Origin of the sequence: Streptomyces vinaceus (assembly GCF_008704935.1) — a bacterium.
Classification (GTDB): domain Bacteria; phylum Actinomycetota; class Actinomycetes; order Streptomycetales; family Streptomycetaceae; genus Streptomyces; species Streptomyces vinaceus.
On the sequence record NZ_CP023692.1, the window covers coordinates 94,795 to 114,550 of the forward strand.

Sequence of the window (19,756 nt, forward strand, 5' to 3'; positions counted from 1 at the left end):
TGCCGCTGCGGTAACTGCGGCACTGCCTGCGGCGGCCCCTGATCACTGCGGGCCACCCGGTCCGGCTGTCAGTCCCGTCACCGTCCTGCAACCACTCTGGCTCCGGAACTCCACCGCCGCACCGTCCAAACGAACTGCAACTGCGGTACTGCTGCCCGGCAGTTCGTCTCTGCCGGGCCTTGCGGTCTCTCTGCGTTACGAGAGAAACCATAACCACGACACAGCCCAATGTCTACTCCCGCCGCCATAGATTTTCGCGCGCCCCGTGACGAGAAAATCGCAACCGACGAGGTTGGCCGGTCACGGACCAGGGCACAACTGGCGGGCAGGGATCCGGCATCGACGGTGAGAGGGCAGGGAGCACGTGATGGACACGCTGAGCATCGACGCCCCAGTCGCCCGTTCCGATGGCGCCGTCACCGAGGCCCGGGAGGCAGCCCGGGGCTTCCTCGGGGCTCTGCGGCCGGCCGTCGGTCCGGACTCCGCGGACACCGTGGTCCTGGTCGTCTCCGAACTCGTCACCAACGCCGTGCGCCACGGCGGCGGCACCTACGCCCTGCGCCTGAGAGCTCGTCCCGGCAGCATCGAAGTGGCCGTGGAGGATCTCAGCCCGCATCTGCCGCGCAAGCGCGTTCCCGACTTGCGCCATGGCACCGGAGGGTTCGGCTGGCGCATGGTCAACGACCTCTCCCTCGCCACCGCCGTCACCCCCACGCCCGAAGGCGGCAAGACCGTCCGCGCCCTCCTCCCCCGCTGACACCGAAGGAGACGGCCTGCTCCCGGTGGAGCATCGGCGTCGGCGTGCCCCGTACGCAGGGATCCCTCACGATCCCCTACCTGCGGGCCCGTCCCGCCAGTACTCCGAAGGAGCGCACGTTTGGAACGACATCCCGCGGCCAGACGGGCTTTGTAAGCCTTTCGACCGAAGAGGGAGTGATCAGCTGTGTCTGGTGAGCAGAAGGCCGAGGCTAAGGGCGAGCAGGCCAAGGGCAAGCTCAAGGAGACCGCCGGCCGCCTGACGGGCGACGAACGGCTGACCGCCGAGGGCCGTGCGGAGCAGGCCAAGGGCGATGCCCGCGAGGCCAAGGAGAAGGTCAAGGACACCTTCAAGCACTGACCCCCGAGCCTCCCGGGCGGCAGGGCCGGGACCGCACCAGCGGTCCCGGCCCTGCCGCGTGTCCGCTTAGGCAGACCTGGGGCTCGGGCCGGACGCGGCCTGCAGGATCTGGCAGCTGAGCTGGATGACCACGGCGGCCGGGGACATGCGGATGGCGGCCGCGGTGCCGGGCCTGCCTAGGCGGTCAGCATGCCGGTGCGCAGGTGGGTCAAGATGCGGGTGAGTAGGCGGGACACCTGCATTTGCGAGATGCCGAGCTCGGCGCCGATCTCGGACTGGGTCATCTCCTGGGCGAAGCGCATGCGGAGAATCTCGCGGTCGCGTTCGTCGAGCGAGCGCAGGAGGGGCGCGAGGGTGAGGAAGTCCTCGAAGAGAGCCATGGCCGGGTCGAGATCACCGACCGTGTCGCTCAGCGGCCGGGCCTCACGGCCTGCTGCTGTGCGCTCCGTGGCGCCGGTGGCCGAGTCGATGGAGTCGCTGCTGTAGCCGTTGGCCGCTACCAGCCCCTCGATGACGTCTTCCTCGGAGAGCCCGAGGTGCTCGGCGATCTCCTTGACGTTCGGTGCGCGTCCGAGAACCTCGGTGAGCGTCTCCTGGGACTTGGCGAGCTCGACGCGGAGTTCCTGCAGGCGGCGGGGGACGTGTACGGCCCAGGTGGTGTCGCGGAAGTACCGCTTGATCTCGCCCGTGATGTAGGGAAGGGCGAGGGTGGAGAACTCGACCTCGCGTTCGGGGTCGAATCGGTCGATGGCCTTGATCAGGCCGATCGTGCCGACCTGGATGAGGTCGTCGAGTTCGATGCCGGCGTTGATGCGGGCGGCGAACCGGCGGGCCGCGAAGCGGACGAGGGAGATGTTCATCTCGATCAGGGTGTTGCGCGCGTACTGGTACTCCCGCGTGCCTTCCTCCAGCTCTCTCAGACGTACGAGGAACACACGCGACAGCTCCCTGGCGTCCGTGGGCGCCACCTCGCGGGGGTTGTGGATCTGCGGCAGGGGCTCTGCGCGGTGCCCTGGGGCAGCTGCGGGTTCGGCGCGGGCGGAGGCGTCCGGGGCGGTCCCCTGGGCGGGAATGGTGGCTGTGGCGACGTGAGACATGAAATCCGTTCCTCCCCTGAACGTATGGCTTGCGCGGGCCTGTGCCCACGCAAGCAAAATCCCCATCGGACAGGCCCCAAGTGGTGGGTCCGGTCAGTGTCACGGGCCCGAGGCTTCAAGCGGGGCCGGGCAGCACTGCCTCTGGCCCCGCGATGCGTTCGGGCTGCGCCAGGCTGTCAGGCGGCCGGGGCCCGCAACTCGGCCTGGCGCAGTTCTGGCTGGCCGAAGAGGAGTGCGTAGCCGCCGGGGAGCCGGTGCAGGATCCGGGTGAGGAGGTCGGGCCCGGTGAGGCGCGCGAGGACAGCGAGCACGGCGCCGGCGTCCCAGCGGGCGACGGCCGGGCTCACGCCGGTGCGGGACGCCAGGTCCTTGACGAAGCCCCAGCCGGTGAGGTGTTCGTCGTCGGGGATCTGGGCGGTCAGGGTGAGGGCGGCCTCGACGGGCAGGCACTGTGCGAGGTCGACGCGTTCGTCGCCGGTGAGCTGTCGGCCGAGCGCGCCGAGGACGTGGTGGACGGCCTCTGCGGCGCGTTCGCGAGTGGGGTAGGCGCCTTCGTAGCGCACGCGTTCCAGCATCTGCTCGAACGTCATGGCGGGTGCCGGGTTCGGTCGAGGCTGGTCGTACATGGTGCGGTGGTTGCCTTTCTCTGCGGGGGACCTGCCCTCCGGCCGGTGGAGGTGACAGGTCCGGTCGGTCAGGTGGGCTGGGGGTGGCCGAAGAGGAGGTCGTAGCCGTGCGGGAGCTGGAGCAGAACCTCACGGGTGAGTACGTCGCCTGCGGCGGCAGCCACGGTGGACAGGACCGCACCGATGTCCCACAGGGCCGTCGTCTCCGTGGCGCCCTCGATCCAGGCCGCGGTCGCACGGACGAAGCGTTCAGGGGTGAGCGGTTCGGCGGCCTGCAGCGGGTTCAGGAGGATCAAGGCGTACGTCTCGGGAAGCCGGGCGGCGAGTTCGGCGCGTACGGTGCCGACCAGGTGGGCGCCCAGCAGGGCCAGAACGACGCGGGCCACGCGATCGGCCGCTTCCGGGGATTCGTATTCGCCGCGTTCTTGGACATGGGCCAGGAACGACTCGCTGCGCATCGACATCACGTCACCTCCGGTCATGGGGTGAAGGAGTGCGGAGGGCAGGTGCCGGATGGGGGAATCAGCTCTTCCCGCCCTCCGCCGCCAGCTGGTACCAGAGGGGTCAGCCGGAGATCTGCTTGCGGCCGCTCTCGCAGCCGATGCTGATCTTGCGGGGCTTGGCGCGTTCGGCGATCGGGATCCGCAGGGTCAGTACACCCGCGTCGTAGTCGGCCTTGATGCGCTCGGTGTCCAGGGTGTCGGCCAGGACGATCTGGCGGGAGAAGACTCCGAGGGGGCGCTCGGAGAGCTCCACCTTCACGGAGTCGGCCTTCGCGACCGGGCGGCGCTCCGCCTTCACGGTCAGCATGTTCCGCTCGACGTCGATGTCGATCGCCTCGGTGCTCACTCCGGGGAGGTCGAAAGCGATCACGTACTCCTCGCCCTCACGGTAGGCGTCCATCGGCATGACCGACGGCTTCGACCACGTCCCGGACGTCCCCGACAACTGCTGGACGATCCGGTCCATCTCACGGAACGGGTCAGTGCGCATCAACATCGCGAAACACCTCCAGTTGGTTCAGGCAGAAACTGCCAATGCGCTTCAACGTGCATCCGTTGTAACATGTCATCGAAACGATGACAAGCAAGGCGTCATCTGGAGGATGACACGGGAACGGAGAACCCATGACCGAGACCCCCGAGCCGACCGCGCCCGTCCCCTTTCTGGCCGCCGCGGCGGCCCTGGAGACCATCGACCAAGCCCTCAAGGGGGCACGGCAGCCCGCAGAATCCGCGGCCGAGGCCAGACCGGCACCGGAGTCAGGACCGCATCCGGCCCTCGCCGCACTGCTGATGCTCCGCGAAGTCCGCGAGGAGCTCGCCGGCTGGGAAAGCGGCCTGATCGAAACCGCCCGCGCCCAGGGCGCCAGCTGGGCCAACCTCGCAGGCCCTCTCGGAGTCGCCAGCCGCCAAGCCGCCGAACGGCGCTACCTCCGGCTGCGCCCCGGCAAGGCCGGAAGCACGGGAGAGGAGCGGGTCCAAGCCACCCGCGACCTCCGTGCCGCCGACCGCAACGTGAACGCCTGGGCCCGCGACAACGCGGCAGACCTGCGCCGCCTCGCAGGCCAGGTCACCTCCCTCAACAGCCTCCCGGCCGACGCCGAGAGCGCCCTCGGCGACCTGAACCTGGCCCTCGCCGACAACGACGCCGCCCGCCTCGTGCAACCCCTGGCAGACATCCAGGCCCATCTGCGGCCAGAGGACTCCGAACTTGCCGAACGCATCGACGCCCTCACCCAGCACACCGATCAGCTCCGCCAGAACACCCACGACCAGCGCAACACCTGACCCTCCCCAACCGGCCGCCCGGGGGCATTCCGCAGCGGGTGCATCAGGGCTGGCCGCCTGGGCACACGCGGTCCATGTCCGGAGACCACGCACGCCCCACGAGCGGCCTCTTCCGTTCGGCCCCCCAGACACCGCCGCACGCAACCCGGCACGGGCGCCGGGGAGGGTTCGGCAGACGACTGCGCCGCAGGCTCCTCGCATACCGCGACATCGAGTTCCTCTCCACCCACATCCCCGGCGAGCCCGGCCGCGGCCAGGAGTGCCTGCTCCTGGTCCACGTCCGCAAGGTCGTCGGTCAGATCCACTACCGGCTCTGCACCGCCTGCGGAGAAGGCGTGATCACCGGCGTCGACATCGACGAACACTTCCTGACCAGCGGACTTCCCACCCGCGCCCTGTCCCACCTGCGCTCGCGCCACCCCGGCATCACCTGGCGCAGCACCCTGGCCCTGCGCACCACCCGCGACCTGCTGCGCCGTATGCGCATCCCCACCACCTCCGCCGACACCGGGTGCGCACACGTCCCTGCCGTACCGGACACGCTGCAGCCGACCCGCTGACCATCCCCCCTCCTCGTGGCCGCTGCCAGCGCCGTGAAGGGGGGGCGACCGCCGGACGCAGAACGTCACCCGCCAGCTGGAACTCCAGTCCCGGTCGTGGCGAACCCGGATGGCTCCCGGCGCACGGCGGAAGCAGGACAGACACGGGCGGCGGAAGCATGAAAAGAAAGGTACTGAGGCATGCGCAGGAGATGGAATGCGTCATTTACGAGCAGGCCGCGGGCCGGTCGGAACACGTGGAGTGCGAGCTGCCGGACGACACCTGTCGCCTCATCCTCAAACGGTTGCGGAATTTGGGCGACGGGGAGTTCGCCTGGGTCCGCCTGACAGATCCCTCGGAGAGCGAACTGGCCCAGCTGGCCAGGGAACTCGCCCTGCACCCGCTGGCCGTCGAGGATGCGCTCCACGGACGACAGCGCCCCAAGCGCGAGCGCTTCGGCGATGTCCTGGCCGTGGCGCTGAAGCCTCTGCGCTACGTCGAAGAGGACACGGCGGTCGAGACCGGGGACGTCATGATCTTCATCGGCCCCCGCAGCATCCTCACGGTGAGCCACGGAACGATCGACCCCTGCGCCGAGGCCGTACGTCGTCTGGACGCCGATCCGCAGATGCTGCGCATGGGGCCCTGGGCCGTGCTCCACGCCGTGCTGGACGTCTGCGTCGATGCGTACAGCGAGGCAGCCCGGAAGGTACGCACCACGCTGGACCACCTTGAGGACGAGGTGTTCTCGACCTCCCGCGTCGACCACACCCAGAGCATCTACTCCCTCAAGCGGGAGGTCCGTGAATTCCGCGATGCCGTGCAGCCGCTCGTCCCGGTCTTCCAGGGCCTCTTGGACAGCCCGGGCGCACAGGACCACCTTTCGAAGATGGCCCCCTACATCCGTGACGTCGCCGATCACCTGCACCGCACCGACATAGAGGTCCGGACCCTGGACGAGCTCCTGGACTCCGTCCTCGGCGCCCAGCAGGCCCGCGTGGGCACCTGGCAGAACGACGACATGCGGCGTATCTCCGCCTGGGCTGCGATCTTCGCCATCCCCACGATGGTCGCCGGTGTGTACGGGATGAACTTCGAGCACATGCCCGAACTCGGCTGGACCTACGGCTACCCCCTGGCCGTGGCCCTCATGGCCCTCGCCTCGGGCGCCCTCTACCGCGCCTTCCGCCGCAACGGCTGGCTCTGAGAGGTCCTTGCAAAGGCGTTGGACGTGCCGGTGGGTGATCAGGCGGGTAGCAAGGCGGGGGAACGCCTCGTGGATGTCCTCGCGTCGTTCCCACCGGATCCGTAGCCCGCGGAAGCCGTGGCGCCGGGCGGTGCTCCGCTCCACAACTCACCGATGGACGCCGAGGCCGGAGCCGCACTGCGGTCGCCCGGACCCGGCGGCGGTACTTGCCATGGTCGGCCAGGAGCATGTCCGGGCGTCTGCGGGGCCGGCTGACGAGGCCAGCGCCCGGCGGGACCTTGTTCAGTCCAGCAGCCCTCATCGGCGGCTGGTCAGGGGAGGCTCTCCTGCGGTTGGTGCGGTGGGCGAACGCCCCGGGAATCGGGGGCCTGGCCGGTGCACAGCTCCGGCCCGGCTGTGTACGGGCGTCAGGCTTTCGAGCCCCGCCGGCTCGGGGGCCCCCGGCGGCAGCAGTCGGCGAGAGCCAGGAGAGGCGGGCAAGGGGAGTTCGGGACTCATCGACGTTGAGGGCGAGGTCGGCGGCCCCCGTCTCGGGGTCCTGGGCCCATGCTTCGTGGCGGGCCGGTGAGCCGTGCGCTACATCTCCTGGTGGCGGAACTGTTCCATCCGGCGGTCACGGCCCGACAAGGAGTCGAGCTGACGCGGTGGAACCCGCACAGCCAAGGGGCAGCACAGCTACCGCTGCGCTGGCCCTACCGCTCCTACAGGTTGAACTTCGCCACGACCGGCGAGTGGTCGGACGGCTTGTCGTGGGCCGCCGCCGGGTGGGCCTCCACCACGTTCGGCAGCTTCTCATTGCCGGTCGAAACCTCTTCGAACTTGGCCAGCAGCGAGTGGCTGATCATGATGTGGTCGATCAGCTCGCGCTGGCCCTCGAAGATACGCGAGAAGCCGCCCCGCTCCAGGATGTGCGGGGCCAGGTTCCACAGGCGGTTGGCATCGCCCGGGTTGTCGGGGTGGGTGAAGCCGCCGGTGCCGATCTGCGAGCCGGGCGGGCCGTACAGGATCTGGGTGGTGGCGGCCTGCCAATCGTCGTTGAAGTCACCGAGCACGATGACGTTGCGACTCTTGCCGTTGCCCTGGAGCAGGTCGTCCGCCATGCCGCGCATGGTGACGGCCTCGGCGGTGCGGCGGAACAGCGCGTATGCCTCGTACCGGGCGCGCAAGTGCTCGTCGTGGGTGTCGTGCTGCTTGTTGGGGAAGGTCAGCAGCTTCGACTTGAGGTGGCAGACGGCCACGTGGAGGCTCTGGCCGGGAGAGGGCTCGACCCGGACGGCAAGACCGCCGCGCCCCATCTCGCTGGTGAGGGCGTCGTCGCCCTGGTCCTCGACCTGGATGGGGCGGAGGTGGTTCGGGAAGTCCTTGCGCTGCTGGACGTCGAGCAGAGGGAAGCGGCTGATGACGCCGACCCGGATACCGCGGGGGTCGGGTGGTTCGAGAGGGCGGTGTGCCAGGTGCCCGGCAGCTTGGCCACCAGGTCGTCGAGCGCCTCCTGGCTGCCGACCTCCTGCACGCCGAGCAGGTCCGGTCCGATCTCGGTGATGACGCCGGCCAAGGCCTCGACCTTGGCGTCGTAGGTCGCTTGGTCCTTGGCGGCGCACCTGTTGGGGTCAGGGGGGCTGCCGGGTGGCAGCGGTCGGCAGAAGTTCTCTACGTTCCAGGTCCCGATGATCAAGCTCACAGCTGCTCCCGTCGTCGTTGACCAGGTCGCGACGTAGTCTTTCGAGCGCATCCGAACGGTTTCGAAAGCCCGGGTCGACTCGCCTGCATGTTCACTCATCGGCAGCACTTGTCGGACGAGCTGCGGGACCGTGACCGCGACCTCACCCCCGGAGCGTGGCCACGCTGAGGAGGCAGTACTACGGAGCCAGCCCGCACTGGCCCGCCCTCGCCCAGTCTCTGGAGCCGGTGGCGGCCTCGTTCGGTAGCGGCCGGACCGAGCTGCTGGTCCCCCGGCCGGTACGGTTGCCGTCTCCGCGTTTCCGCTCGCGGTCGGGGGCCCTGGCCCGGGAGCCCCGGCTGCTGGAGATCGAAGCCAACACGCGCGACCGCCTCCGGGAGCCCAGCGGATGCAGCGGCTCGGCGAGGTCGCCGGACTGCGGGAGAGCCTGCGGCACATCGCCGTCGAGGAGCAGCGGGCCGTACGCCCAAGAGCGCGAGCAGGGCAGGGAGAGAACGGAGCCGGCTCCGTCAGCTGAACAATCACCTTGACCCGCGCGGGTGGGACAGAGAAATGTAAGCCCATGACGGACAGCGCCTGGCTCAACCGCGATCATCAGCTCATCCCCGGCAAGGAGCTCTTTCGCAGCGAGCGCAGTTTCCACCTCTTGGCCTACACGGCGAGCCACAGCCAGCTCCTGATGCGGAGCGTCGGGCAACCCGACGAACCCGGCGAGCCCGAGACAACGATTGACCTGCTGTTCAAGCCTGCCGTCGTGCTGAAGATCAGTACCGGTTACTGCGGCTTGGCGATCAGATGCGCGACCGAGGCCGAGAGCGAGCAGGTCAAGGCCGACTACGCCAGCATGTCCTTCGGGCGGGACGATCGCGTCTTCGTTCTGGAGAGCCAAGGCGAGTCCGACTACGTCGTCGCCATGGCCGTCGGCTGGACAGAAGGGGTGCTCGGCCGCACTCAGCAGAGCTTCTTCAACAACTTCTACCCCGCCAGGCCGATCATCTGGCCCAGCCAGCCCCTCTCTGGTGTCGACCCCGGCCTCAACGTCGCCTCGGCCCAAGAACTCATCGACGCAATCCGGGCCGAAGAGAACGCCACGATCCGACGCGAGCGTCACCGCCACGTCTACGTCGTCATGACACGGATGATCCGCCCCGAGGGACCCCACGTCACCGGAGCGGGTGTCTTCCTGACCAGAGCCGACGCCGAGGACGCCCAGGCCGTGATCACCGCGACGTCACTCGACTGCTGGATCGAGGAGCTCCCGATCGCGATCTGACGGGGATCCGCTCAAGCACCCTCGGTGATGCAGAGAGGGATCGTCGCGTCGGCCGGGCAGGAGGCGTGCCTCGAAGGCCACGTCCACGCTGCTGGGCCCGTTGCCGGAGGAGCCGTTCGAGACAGGCCGACTCTTCACGCTTCGAGGACGGGGTCCTTCTCCTCGGCCACCACCTGCCCACGAACGCCTCGTCAGGGGCCTCGCGGCGGCCGAAGGCACGACGCGAACTGCGTGCCGTCATCGCACCCGTGGATGACCAGGTTCTCCGGCGCACGGTCAACAACCCCAAGCTCTGACCCACTTGGCCGACGGCCCTACCGCCGCCGAGTGCTGCTACGTCTCATCGACATTCGCTCTCCAGGCTCCAGGCTCAGGTTCTGGCACAGGTTCCGTGGTGGGCCGCTTTCAGCCGGAGGACTTGCTCGGGGGCTGCGCGGTGTCGTGGATCAGCTCGGCGAGCTGGAGCAGAAGCCCGTACGTAGCCATTCGGCCGTGGATACGGAGGAAGTAGGACCGGCTGGAGCACTTGAAGATCTCTCGGCGGTTCACCTTCCAGAGCTTGTGCTCGTACGTGCTCGCCGTCTCCAGAAGAATCGATTCGGCTTCCTCCGCACTGCCGTCGAATTGCGCGAGTGTTCGTGCGTTTCGATCCATCTCGCTGACACCGTCGACGGGTATGGCAAGCACAGTCCATCTGGGCACGCTGAGATCCGTTCTCCCCCGCACCGCCGGACGCGGAGCGCACCGCCCAATTGTGTCAGGCGCACTCTCACACCCACCCGGCACACCAGAAGTTGAGCAAGAGGACCCGCTTCGGCAGGCGTGTGGCCGGTACGGCCCTCAGCGCAGCCCCGCCTACGGTCTCCTCCCGGCGGAGGAGGCCGGACCGGGCCGCAGGTCCCGGACCAGGGGTGGACAAGGACCGGGGTCCTCGTGCCCTTGGGCGATGTGCCGTACCAGGGCGGGTTCCTAGCCTCGGGGCATGCGATCACACGAAGCGGACGATGCTCAAGGAGACCCCGTGACCACTGTCAGCCCCGCCGCACGCCGTGCCTTGGCCGTGGGCCTCACCCTCGCCGCCTGCCTCACGTCCTCCCCCGCCCTGGCCACGGCCGCCGAGACCCCCGCCCAGGACAGCTCCGGGGCCGGACTGGACCGGTACTACCGTCAGCACCTCGGCTGGGGCAGCTGCATCACGGGCCCCGACGACACCACGGGCCGCGATCTGGACCAGGCAGGCGTGCAGTGCGCGGACGTGACCGTGCCCCTGGACTACGCCGACCCCCGGGGGCGCACGATCACCGTGGCGATCTCCCGGCTCAAGGCCACCGACACCCGCCACCGCATCGGCGCGATCCTCCTCAACAACGGCGGTCCGGGCGGTCCCGCGCTCCAGTCCCCGCCACAGGCCCGTGCGTCGATGAAGGAGGTCGGCGCGCGCTACGACATCGTCGGCTTCGACCCCCGCTTCATCGGCCGCAGCACCGCGCTGGACTGCGGCTTGCCCGTCGGCATGACCTGGCTGTCCGCCGGCGCCGGCCGGGCGGGCTTCGACCGTCAGGTCGCCCTGCAGAAGAGCCTGGCCGACAAGTGCCGGGCCACCGACGCCGCGGTGCTCCCGCACATCACCACCCGCAACACGGCCCGCGACATGGACGTCATCCGCGGGACGCTCGGCGAGCGGAAGGTCTCCTTCCTGGGCTACTCGTACGGCACCTACCTGGGCACGGTCTACACGCAGATGTTCCCCGGCCGCCACGACCGGATGGTGCTGGACGGGGCGATCAACCCGAGCGACTACCGCCCCCGGCTGCTGAAGGGCACCGAGCGCGAGAACGAGAAGGCGCTGTCCGACTGGGCCGCCTGGGCCGCGGAGCACCACGACACCTACGGCCTCGGGCGCAGCCGCGCCGAGGTGCTCGCCGCCGTCGACCGCATCGTCGCGGCGGCCGCGCGCGGTCCGCTGACCATCGGCGCCGGCGCCGATGCCTTCCGGATCGACGACAGCCAGGTGCCGCTCCTCCTCTTCTCGGGCATCGCGGACGACACCACCCCGGCACGGGCCTCGTTCGGCGAGCTGGTTTCCGTACTGGCCAAAGCCGCGCAGGGCCGGCCGACGACGGTTCCGCCGACGCTCGTACCGGAGCTCCGGTACGTGCTGCGCGGTGAGGGCGAGCCCACCGGCGCGCAGTCCGCCGTCATCTGCGGGGACGTGGCCGCCGCGCGCGATCCCGAGCTCTACTGGCGGGACATCGAGAGCAACCGCACCGCGCACCCGCTGTTCGGCGCTCTGACCAACAACATCAACCCGTGCGCCTTCTGGGACTCGCCGCGCGAAGAGCCCACCCGGGTGCGGCGCGACGCCCCTGCGCTGATCGTCGCCGCGACCGGTGACCCGCGTACGACGTACAAGGGAAGCGTCGAGCTGCACAAGCAGCTGCCGAGCTCCAGGCTGGTCACCCTTGAGGGTGCCAACCGGCACGCCCTCTTCGGGCGCTACGGCAACACGTGCGTCGACGACCAGGTCAACCGGTACCTGGCCACCGGCAAGCTGCCGGCGAGGGACCGGACCTGCGTCAAGCAGGCGGGGTAGCGGCCCGCGGTTCACCATCGGAACCGCCGTGGCGATCCTCCTCGCCGCGGCAGACTCCAGGTGCACCGCCGTAAACAGACGCCTGCTGGCCGGTGGGTGGAGATTCATCATCGCGTACACCCTGATCCTGGCCACGGGCGCCCCAACAGGGGAAGTTCCGGGCGTGGTCACCCCGCCCACCAACCGCATTGATTCTGGCCAAGTTCGGCAAAGTGTGCCGCTGTTGTGATCGTTCTGTGTAGTTTCGAGTGATCCGAAAGGCGCCATCCGCTTTTGACCAGGCCTTTTTACGTGCTTGCGGCCGATGGCGCCTTCTCTTCCCTCACCTTCTTCACAGACGGGAACCGTGATGAGCACCCCGAGCTCCGGAACACCTGCCTCCACCACCCCGGCGAGTACGGCGCCCAAGTTCGAAGTGGACAAGGCGATGCTCGACGGCGCCACGCCGAAGGACCTGCTCCCGACCACCGGCAACTACCCGATGGAGATCGTCCGGTACCGCTCGGTGGTGCTCACCGACATCCCCGGAGCGAAGCCGACGCGCAAGCTGACCGGCGCCATCGACCTCGGCGAGGAGAACCTGCCGTTCTACGACCGCCCGGCCGAGGGCATGATCGTCACCACCGAGCAGAGCTGGTCGGCCCAAGGCGTCACGTTAGGCCGGCTGCTCCACAGCCTCGCGCTCGCGCCCGGCGAGAGTACCAAGGTCGCGGTCGTCGACTGGCAGCGCAGCACCAAGGCCACCGGGACCGAGACGACGGCCGAGGCCGACACGCTGTCCAGCACCACCGACCAGAACCGGTCGATCAGCGAGGTCGCGAACGCGATCGCCCGCGAAGAGCAGTACGGCACCTCCCAGGCGAACTATGCGAGCAGGTCGTCCAGCTCCGGCGGCAGCATCGGCGTATCGATCTTCGGCATGGGCGGCGGCGGCTCCTGGAGCGAGTCGTCGAACTCGGGCTTCGCTACCGCGGTGTCCCGCTCCAGCGGCGTGAAGTCGGTCGCGGACGAGGCGACGCAGCGCATCAGCGCGCGGACCCAGCAGCTGGCGACCGCGGCCCGCAGCCGGAACATGACGGTCGTGCGCGAGACGTCGCAGTCGGAGAAGGACCAGGTCGTCACCCGCGTCGTCACCAACTACAACCACATGCACGCGATGTCGGTGCAGTACTACGAGGTCGTCCAGGTGTACAGCGTGACGACCAAGCCGACGAAGCTGGAACGCTGTCTGTTCATCCCGCTGCAGGAACTCACCTTCACCTACTCCAGCCTCCAGCGGTACAAGGAGGTGCTCGCCGCGGTGGCGCCGACCGAATGGGCGGCGAAGATCCGGGCCGCGAACCCGTTCGACACCACCGTGCGCAAGCTCGACGCCTGCACCGCGCCGGAAACACCGCAGGGCCAGGCATTCGACGGGGTCGACCTGGTCGACATCGCCGCTTCGGCCATGGGCGTGTACGGGGTGCGCAAGTACGACGGCAGTCCGCTCCGCTTCGATCCGGCGGGCCGGCAGTGGAGCCCACTGCACACCACCGGACTCGACAACGACCTGCGCCGCATCGCTCCCGGCAAGGACACCGTCTGGGCCCTGAGGACCGACAACGTACTCATGATGTTCGACGGGACGACGTGGCGGACCGACCCGCAGTACCAAGACGGGCTGGCCCTCACCTGCGGCCCGGACGGCACGCTCTACCTCGTCGGCACCGACAACAAGCTCTGGCAGCGCGCGGTGAACGGCACGTGGACGGACCTGAACGTCGAGGCCGACGACGTCGCCGTCACCGGCAGGGACAAGGTGTGGTACACCCGGCAGGGAAAGCTCTACGAGCGCAGCGGCACCGGCTGGGTGGACCGGGGGGCGATGGGCGCGCAGCGGGTGTCCGCCGGGCCGGACGGCGCGCTCTGGCTCGTAGCCAAGGGCAGCAACGACACCATGGCCGTCGTGATGGAGGCCGGTGCGTCCAACTGGAGCCTTCCCACGAATGGCCTCAAGGGGCTGCCCGGGGTGGCGGAAGTCGTCTCGTCGCCGGGCGGGGACTGCTGGGCGCTGATGAACAACGGGACGCTGCTGCGGTTCATCGCCACAGTACGTGAGACGCCCATTCCCTTCGACGACCCGTCGAAGGCCGACTCCCCCTACGCGTCCAAGATCGACGTCTGGTACGACGAGGCCGGAATCCGCAGCATCCAGGCCGTCTTCCCGGGCCGCACCTTCCGCTGCGGCGACACCGGCGGCTCCGGCATCCAACGCCACGCGTCCCACACCTTCGGCGCCGCCGACAAGCTGATCTCCGTCGACGCCTGGTCCGGCACCGCGGCCCGCGGCAGCCTCGCCGGGCTGCGCCTGACGATGACCTCGGGCGTGGTCAACTTCGGTACCGCTGCCAGCACCACCCTCGCGCCGGACATGACCGAGGACGCCGGCGGTGCCGCGGCGATCTGCGGGCTGTTCGGTTCGACGGTGAAGTCCGGCAGCCGCACCTACATCGCCTCCCTCGGTTTCTACGTGCGCGGCGGGAACGTCCCGCAGGCGGTGCTGGACCATCTCAACGACAACCGCCGCCACTACAGCCAGGCCGTCTGGGCCAACGCCGACGAGCTGACGCTCAGCCGCATCCTCGCCAACTACTCCTACACCCCACCCGGCTCGACCGCCGCGCCGGTCCTGCTGGGCACGCTGCTGGATCCCAAGCCGATCGCCGCCACCGGCAACTACCTCGGCTTCCGGTGGAACTTCAGCAGCGACAAGGAACGCGACGACTGGACCAACTCCCGCAAGGCCGGGGACAACACCTTCGGGACGCCGGTGACCAACACGATCGCCATCGCCACCAAGGGCGTCTTCGCCGAGGCCGTCCTGGGCCGGGCCAACTCGGCCGAGAAGATCGACCTCACCCGCTTCTGGAACTGGAAGGACTCCCCCATACAGATCACGCCGGCCGACATCGCACCGGTGTCCACCGGAACGCGTGCGCAGAACCTCGACACCACGGTGGCCGCCCTGGGCGCCACCCAGGCCAAGTTCACGCCGGTGGCGGCCATGCCCGACCCCACCGCCCTGCAAGCGGCACAGGCCATCACCACCGCGAACCTGTTCCGCGACATGAGCGGCCTCAACACCATGAGCCAGGTACTCACCAAGGGCATCGAAGCCGCCGCGAGCAACGACAAGGCCGCCGGCGAGCGCGCCCAGGAAGCCCTGAAGACGGCCACCGAACACCTGCAGAAGATGGCCCAGATCGCCGTCGACGCCGCAGGCAAGGCCCTGCCCGCAGTCACCGGCGGCGCCGGCGGCGCCGGCAGCCTCAGCGCCCTCGGCGGCATGCTGAACCAAGGCGGCAAGACCGGCTCGGATACCAAGTCGTAGACACCGTCCCGCGGTAGATTCGCGGCAAGAGTTCACACGCCGCGCCACGCGGGGCCCGGCCGCCACCGGACCCCGCCCCGGCCACAGTGAGAGGCACCAGGGGGCTACGGCGCCCCGACGCCGGCCTTGTTCACACTTTGAGCAGCGTTGGCCATGACTTCGGGAGGCGTCGAGCCGTTGAGTAATGGCACGTCGACAACAGCGACGGGCTTCGGCCGGATGAGCGCCTCCGGCCTCCGGCGATGGTGCAGGCTGGCATCAGGATGATCCACATTCCTCGGCGACAGGAGACGCGCCCATGAGCGACAAGACCCCCCATGTCCTGCTGACCACGAGCTTCGGGGACATCGAGATCGAACTCAACGCGGAGAAGGCCCCCATCTCCGTGAAGAACTTCCTGGAGTACGCCGACAGCGGGTTCTACGACAACACGATCTTCCACCGGGTGATCCCAGGGTTCATGGTCCAGGGCGGCGGCTTCACCGAAGTCATGGAGCAGAAGCCCACCAGGGACCCGATCAGGAACGAAGCCGGCAACGGCCTGCTGAACACCCGTGGCACCCTGGCCATGGCCCGCACTTCGAACCCGGACTCGGCCACCTCGCAGTTCTTCGTCAACGTGGCCGACAACGACTTCCTCAACCCCGTCCGTGACCGCGGCTACGCCGTCTTCGGGAAGGTCACCCGGGGCATGGAGGTCGTCGACCAGATCGTGAACTCCCCCACCACGATCAAAAAGGGCATGCGTGACGTTCCCGCCGACCCGGTCTTCATCAAGTCCGCCAAGCGCCTCGACTGAGCACAACCGCGAGCCGTGAAGGGCGCCTTCGGCTATCGACCGGAGCCTGCGCCGGCGAGCTCGGGCGGGCGGAGCAGGCCTTGCCGGCGCCAAGCAGCCCGCTGACCCGTGGCCGGCCGCCCAGTGGGGTGATCCGCTGGGCAGCCGGCTCTCGAAACGATGCGCGAAACGCCGATGCCAGCCGGCCCACGTACGTCAACTTTGCTGATTCCGGAGATGGTTGACGACCTCACGCATACGATCAACGGCATGACACCAGTGATCGCCCCGTTGCCGGGCGGTACGCCCGCGCAGCTCGGAGGTCACCGGATCCTGGGGGTACTCGGGGCCGGCGGCATGGGGACGGTCTACCTCGCCCGCCGCCGGGGGCGTCCGGTCGCCCTGAAGACCATCCGCCCCGAACTCTTCCGCGACGCGGACCTGCGCGAGCGGTTCACCCGCGAAGCCGCCGCCGCGGCAGCGGTCCGCAGCCCGTTCGTCGCCAACGTGCTCGGCTCCTCGACCGTCGAACACATGCCTTGGATGGCCGCCGAGTTCGTCCCCGGTGTGACCCTCGCCGCCGCCGTACAACGGCACGGACCCCTGCCCCCGCCCGCCGTGCGCGTCCTCGGCGGGGCACTCGGCCGGGCCCTGACGGCCCTGGGCGCGGCCGGGGTCGTGCACCGCGATCTGAAGCCCTCGAACGTCATCCTGGGCGCCGACCGTCCCCGCGTCGTCGACTTCGGCATCGCCCGGGTGACCGGCGACGCCACCTTGACCGCGACCGGGCAGCGCCCCGGAACGCCCGGCTACATGTCGCCCGAGCAGGTGGTGAAGGGCCGCCTCGGACCGCCGAGTGACGTCTTCTGCCTCGGCGCGCTGCTCGTCTTCGCACTGACCGGCCGGCACGCCTTCTACGACGGGGACCCGGTCCGCTCGGACTTCCGCATCGCCTACGAGGCCCCCGACCTCACCGGCGTCCCGGCCGAGCTGACGCCCGTGATCCGCGGCTGCCTCGAAAAGCGGCCGGAAGAGCGCCCCGCCGCCGCGGAGGTGGCCGCGGAACTCGACCCGCAGGGCGCCGCCCTGCGCGCCGCCACCCGCTGGCTGCCACCCGCGGTGCTCGCCGACGCCGCCGAGATCGCGCGGGCCGCAGCCGCCCTGGGCGCCGGCCCGCGGATGGCGACCCGGCGCAGGGTGCTCACCGGAGCCGGCGCCGCCGTACTTCTCGCGGCGACCGGTGCCACCGCCCTGCGCGCGCTCCAGGAGGACGACGGTCCCGGCCGCACCCCCGCCCCCCGCTGGAGCGGCCCGCCCGGCACGGTACCGGCGCCGCTGTGGTCGTACGACGGCGCCGCGGCGCAGCCGGCCTTCGGGCCGGTCGACGTCGACGGCTGGGTGTGCTTCGCGGACGGCGGAGGCGAGCTCCTCCTCCACGACCCGGTCTCGGGCGAACGGCGCTGGCGCGGGCCGGTGGTGCGCGCCCTCGTCGGCGGCCGCCGACCGGTCGCCCTGGACCCGTACGGCGCCCTGCTGTTCCTGGACCCCGGCAGCGGTACGGTGCGCCACCGCGCGCGCGACGGGGTGACCGGGCTGCTCGCCGCCGACGACGACCAGGTGTACGTCCTCGACGCCGACGGCCGCGTGGCCGCGCTCAAGCTGGCGGACGGCGCGGTGCGCTGGCGCGTACCCGTCCCCGTGCCGGGCACGGTTCTCTCGGCAGCCGCCGGGTACGGGCGGCTGCTCCTGGCCTCCGCCGACGGCGGGGTGGTGGCCCTGTCCGCCGCCGACGGCGGCCCCGCGTGGCGGCGGCCCGCCGGCAGCGACGGCTCGCGGACGGCCCTGTCCGCCAGCGGAGTCCTGCTCGGCGGGGCCGGAGACCGGGCGCTGACCTGCCTGGACCGGGGGCGCGGCGAACAGCTGTGGACCCTGCCCGCGGACGACGGCGCGGGCTTCGGCGTGCCCACGTCGGCCGGCGACCACGTGTACGTCGCCGACGGCCGCCAGCTCCGGAGCATCGACGTGAAGACCGGATCCCCCGCCTGGACCGTACTGGCGCCCGAGGAACTGGCCCAGGACCAGGCTCCGTTGGTGGCGGGATCCGGGATCTTCGCGCCGCTGCGGAGGTCCGAGCTCGGCATCCTCGTGGTGCACGGCGGGCGGGCAGCCGAACAGTACGTGTTCGCACCGGCCCCGGCCGGAGAGGTCCGAGCCGACGTTCCCTGGCGGGGAGCGGTCGCCGGAGGCAGCGTCATCTGGCAGCGCGGCAGCGCGGTCCGCGCCCTGCCGGGCATGTGACCGGCCCCGGGCGGGGCCACGAGGTGAGGGGGGAACGCATGGGGGGCGGACGTCTGGGGGAAGGCTTGCGCCCCGAGGACCCGCGGTCGGCCGGACCGTACCGGCTGCTGGCCCGTTGGCCCGGCCCCCGGGCGGTGCCGCCGCGGGGCGGGATGTACGTGGGCCGCGACCGGGACCACGGGCACGCCGTGGTGTGCCTGCTGCCCCCGGCCGCGTACGAGGCGGCCGAGGCGCTGCACCGTGGGCCCGTGCCGGGAGTGCCGCACGTACTGGACCTGCGGACCGGGACCGAGCCCTCATGGGTGGCCCTTGCGCACACCCCGGCCGTGTCCCTCTCCGACGTGGGGCGGCGGTCCGGCGCCGAGGGCGGAGCCCTGCCGCTGGACCAGTCGGTGCGGCTCGCCGCGGAGATCGCCGGCACGCTGGCCGCCCTGCACGCCCGGGGCATCACTTACGGAGCCGTGGCACCCGACGGCGTCTGGCTCACCACGGGCCGCCCGCTGCTGATGGCGCTGCACTCCTGCCGCATGCCGTCCACGCCTCCCCGCGAACCGGGCCGGGGGCAGGGCCAGGGGCAGGGGCAGGGGCCGCGATCCGAGGCAGGGCCCGGGCAGCCCGTACCGCACAGCCGCGTGTCGACCGTGCCCGCCGCCTTCATGGCCCCGGAAGTGGCCGCGGGCCGGCCCTCCTCCACGGCCGCCGACGTGTACTCCCTGGCGGTGCTGCTGCTCCACACGGCCTCCGGGCGGCTGCCCTTCGGGGACGGGCCGCCGCCCGTGCTGGCCTACCGCGCCCTCCACGACCGGCCCGAACTCGGTGACTTTCCAGGGGCTTTGGGCGAGGTGGTGGCCGCGGCGCTGGCAGCCTCCCCGGCGGACCGCCCCACTGCCGAGGAGCTGTGCCAGACGCTGGCCCCCGGCGGCAGGGACTCGGAGCGGACACCGGACCCGCTGCCCGGCCGGGTCATCGCCGCACTGGCCGCACGCACGCAGGCGATCGCCGACCTGGAGATCGCCGACGGGGACGCGAACGGGGACGGGGACGCGAACCGGGTCGGGGACGGAGGCAGGGGCGGGGACGCAGGCGAGGGCGGGGTCGGGGGCGGGGCGGGGGCGGGGACAACGACGGGCATGCGGACGACCGGGCCCCGGCTGACGCCGATGCGCACGAGCTCCCGCACCCCGTCACCCTGGCGGCGACGCCCCCGTCCCCCGGCCCCGTTCCGGCTCCGGCCACCCCCGGCGTTCCGGCCGCGCCCACCCGCCGCCGGGTCCTGTCCGGCCTGCTGACCGGCGCGGCGGGAGCGGCCCTCGGGGTCTCCGGGACCCTCGCCTGGTCCGCCCTGAACCGCGCGGACGGCCGTACCGGGCCGTCCGCGGCGGGCGG

At 70.6% G+C, this 19,756-nt stretch carries 17 protein-coding genes; 11 read left to right on the forward strand and 6 right to left on the reverse strand.

Annotated elements, in window-relative coordinates:
• Window positions 1-367: 367 nt before the first annotated feature.
• Window positions 368-757, forward strand: coding sequence for an ATP-binding protein (locus CP980_RS00475; RefSeq protein WP_150492235.1), 390 nt, complete (start codon window positions 368-370; stop codon window positions 755-757).
• A gap of 186 nt (window positions 758-943) precedes the next feature.
• The gene (locus CP980_RS00480; RefSeq protein WP_150492236.1) at window positions 944-1,117 is read left to right on the forward strand and encodes a CsbD family protein; all 174 of its coding nucleotides are present in this window, start codon (window positions 944-946) and stop codon (window positions 1,115-1,117) included.
• 176 nt (window positions 1,118-1,293) lie between these two features.
• On the opposite strand, the gene CP980_RS00485 is transcribed toward CP980_RS00480, so the two are convergent.
• The 4 genes from CP980_RS00485 to CP980_RS00500 form a co-directional block, all read right to left on the reverse strand.
• Complete coding sequence (locus tag CP980_RS00485; RefSeq protein ID WP_150492237.1) at window positions 1,294-2,214, reverse strand: SigB/SigF/SigG family RNA polymerase sigma factor; 921 nt, start codon at window positions 2,212-2,214, stop codon at window positions 1,294-1,296.
• Between the two features lie 176 nt (window positions 2,215-2,390).
• Window positions 2,391-2,840 (reverse strand): DUF2267 domain-containing protein, encoded by a 450-nt coding sequence (locus tag CP980_RS00490; protein WP_150492238.1) that lies wholly within the window; start codon window positions 2,838-2,840, stop codon window positions 2,391-2,393.
• Between the two features lie 68 nt (window positions 2,841-2,908).
• On the reverse strand, window positions 2,909-3,304 hold the full coding sequence (locus CP980_RS00495) for a DUF2267 domain-containing protein (protein ID WP_132752944.1): 396 nt from the start codon (window positions 3,302-3,304) through the stop codon (window positions 2,909-2,911).
• Window positions 3,305-3,404: 100 nt separating this feature from the next.
• Window positions 3,405-3,839, reverse strand: coding sequence for an Hsp20/alpha crystallin family protein (locus CP980_RS00500; RefSeq protein WP_150492239.1), 435 nt, complete (start codon window positions 3,837-3,839; stop codon window positions 3,405-3,407).
• A 128-nt stretch (window positions 3,840-3,967) separates the two neighbouring features.
• Between CP980_RS00500 and CP980_RS00505 the strand changes: the two genes are divergently transcribed.
• From CP980_RS00505 to CP980_RS00515, 3 genes are all read left to right on the forward strand, one after another.
• Window positions 3,968-4,630 carry an HSP18 transcriptional regulator gene (locus CP980_RS00505; protein WP_150492240.1) on the forward strand — a complete coding sequence of 221 codons (663 nt, stop codon included), beginning with the start codon at window positions 3,968-3,970 and terminating at the stop codon, window positions 4,628-4,630.
• A gap of 74 nt (window positions 4,631-4,704) precedes the next feature.
• The gene (locus tag CP980_RS00510) at window positions 4,705-5,190 is read left to right on the forward strand and encodes a hypothetical protein (RefSeq protein WP_229907266.1); all 486 of its coding nucleotides are present in this window, start codon (window positions 4,705-4,707) and stop codon (window positions 5,188-5,190) included.
• A gap of 191 nt (window positions 5,191-5,381) precedes the next feature.
• Window positions 5,382-6,377 carry a magnesium and cobalt transport protein CorA gene (locus CP980_RS00515; protein ID WP_165937170.1) on the forward strand — a complete coding sequence of 332 codons (996 nt, stop codon included), beginning with the start codon at window positions 5,382-5,384 and terminating at the stop codon, window positions 6,375-6,377.
• Window positions 6,378-7,078: 701 nt separating this feature from the next.
• Here CP980_RS00515 and CP980_RS36495 read toward each other — a convergent pair.
• Window positions 7,079-7,978, reverse strand: coding sequence for an endonuclease/exonuclease/phosphatase family protein (locus CP980_RS36495; protein WP_341874181.1), 900 nt, complete (start codon window positions 7,976-7,978; stop codon window positions 7,079-7,081).
• 642 nt (window positions 7,979-8,620) lie between these two features.
• Between CP980_RS36495 and CP980_RS00525 the strand changes: the two genes are divergently transcribed.
• Window positions 8,621-9,331, forward strand: coding sequence for a hypothetical protein (locus tag CP980_RS00525; protein WP_150492241.1), 711 nt, complete (start codon window positions 8,621-8,623; stop codon window positions 9,329-9,331).
• 405 nt (window positions 9,332-9,736) lie between these two features.
• On the opposite strand, the gene CP980_RS00530 is transcribed toward CP980_RS00525, so the two are convergent.
• Window positions 9,737-9,985 carry a hypothetical protein gene (locus CP980_RS00530; protein ID WP_150492242.1) on the reverse strand — a complete coding sequence of 83 codons (249 nt, stop codon included), beginning with the start codon at window positions 9,983-9,985 and terminating at the stop codon, window positions 9,737-9,739.
• Between the two features lie 367 nt (window positions 9,986-10,352).
• On the opposite strand from CP980_RS00530, the gene CP980_RS00535 reads away from it, so the two are divergent.
• From CP980_RS00535 to CP980_RS00560, 5 genes are all read left to right on the forward strand, one after another.
• A complete protein-coding gene (locus CP980_RS00535) occupies window positions 10,353-11,924 on the forward strand; it encodes an alpha/beta hydrolase (RefSeq protein WP_150492243.1) in 1,572 nt (523 codons plus the stop codon).
• A 349-nt stretch (window positions 11,925-12,273) separates the two neighbouring features.
• On the forward strand, window positions 12,274-15,294 hold the full coding sequence (locus CP980_RS35680; RefSeq protein WP_229907268.1) for an NHL repeat-containing protein: 3,021 nt from the start codon (window positions 12,274-12,276) through the stop codon (window positions 15,292-15,294).
• A 298-nt stretch (window positions 15,295-15,592) separates the two neighbouring features.
• Window positions 15,593-16,093: a peptidylprolyl isomerase gene (locus CP980_RS00550; protein WP_150492244.1), complete on the forward strand. Its 501-nt coding sequence runs from the start codon at window positions 15,593-15,595 to the stop codon at window positions 16,091-16,093.
• A gap of 249 nt (window positions 16,094-16,342) precedes the next feature.
• Window positions 16,343-18,370 carry a protein kinase domain-containing protein gene (locus CP980_RS00555; RefSeq protein WP_167535761.1) on the forward strand — a complete coding sequence of 676 codons (2,028 nt, stop codon included), beginning with the start codon at window positions 16,343-16,345 and terminating at the stop codon, window positions 18,368-18,370.
• A gap of 38 nt (window positions 18,371-18,408) precedes the next feature.
• Complete coding sequence (locus CP980_RS00560; protein WP_150492246.1) at window positions 18,409-19,659, forward strand: protein kinase family protein; 1,251 nt, start codon at window positions 18,409-18,411, stop codon at window positions 19,657-19,659.
• The last annotated feature ends 97 nt before the right edge of the window (window positions 19,660-19,756 follow it).

Excerpts from the sequence above, each read along its gene's own strand:
- CP980_RS00505 (WP_150492240.1), top strand. The coding sequence starts at position 3,968 with ATGACCGAGACCCCCGAGCCGACCGCGCCCGTCCCCTTTCTGGCCGCC.
- CP980_RS00500 (WP_150492239.1), bottom strand. The coding sequence starts at position 3,839 with ATGTTGATGCGCACTGACCCGTTCCGTGAGATGGACCGGATCGTCCAG.
- CP980_RS00490 (WP_150492238.1), bottom strand. The coding sequence starts at position 2,840 with ATGTACGACCAGCCTCGACCGAACCCGGCACCCGCCATGACGTTCGAG.
- CP980_RS00525 (WP_150492241.1), top strand. The coding sequence starts at position 8,621 with ATGACGGACAGCGCCTGGCTCAACCGCGATCATCAGCTCATCCCCGGC.
- CP980_RS00530 (WP_150492242.1), bottom strand. The coding sequence starts at position 9,985 with ATGGATCGAAACGCACGAACACTCGCGCAATTCGACGGCAGTGCGGAG.
- CP980_RS35680 (WP_229907268.1), top strand. The coding sequence starts at position 12,274 with ATGAGCACCCCGAGCTCCGGAACACCTGCCTCCACCACCCCGGCGAGT.
- CP980_RS00510 (WP_229907266.1), top strand. The coding sequence starts at position 4,705 with ATGTCCGGAGACCACGCACGCCCCACGAGCGGCCTCTTCCGTTCGGCC.
- CP980_RS00560 (WP_150492246.1), top strand. The coding sequence starts at position 18,409 with ATGGGGGGCGGACGTCTGGGGGAAGGCTTGCGCCCCGAGGACCCGCGG.
- CP980_RS00550 (WP_150492244.1), top strand. The coding sequence starts at position 15,593 with ATGAGCGACAAGACCCCCCATGTCCTGCTGACCACGAGCTTCGGGGAC.
- CP980_RS00485 (WP_150492237.1), bottom strand. The coding sequence starts at position 2,214 with ATGTCTCACGTCGCCACAGCCACCATTCCCGCCCAGGGGACCGCCCCG.
- CP980_RS00475 (WP_150492235.1), top strand. The coding sequence starts at position 368 with ATGGACACGCTGAGCATCGACGCCCCAGTCGCCCGTTCCGATGGCGCC.
- CP980_RS00495 (WP_132752944.1), bottom strand. The coding sequence starts at position 3,304 with ATGTCGATGCGCAGCGAGTCGTTCCTGGCCCATGTCCAAGAACGCGGC.
- CP980_RS00515 (WP_165937170.1), top strand. The coding sequence starts at position 5,382 with ATGGAATGCGTCATTTACGAGCAGGCCGCGGGCCGGTCGGAACACGTG.
- CP980_RS00555 (WP_167535761.1), top strand. The coding sequence starts at position 16,343 with ATGACACCAGTGATCGCCCCGTTGCCGGGCGGTACGCCCGCGCAGCTC.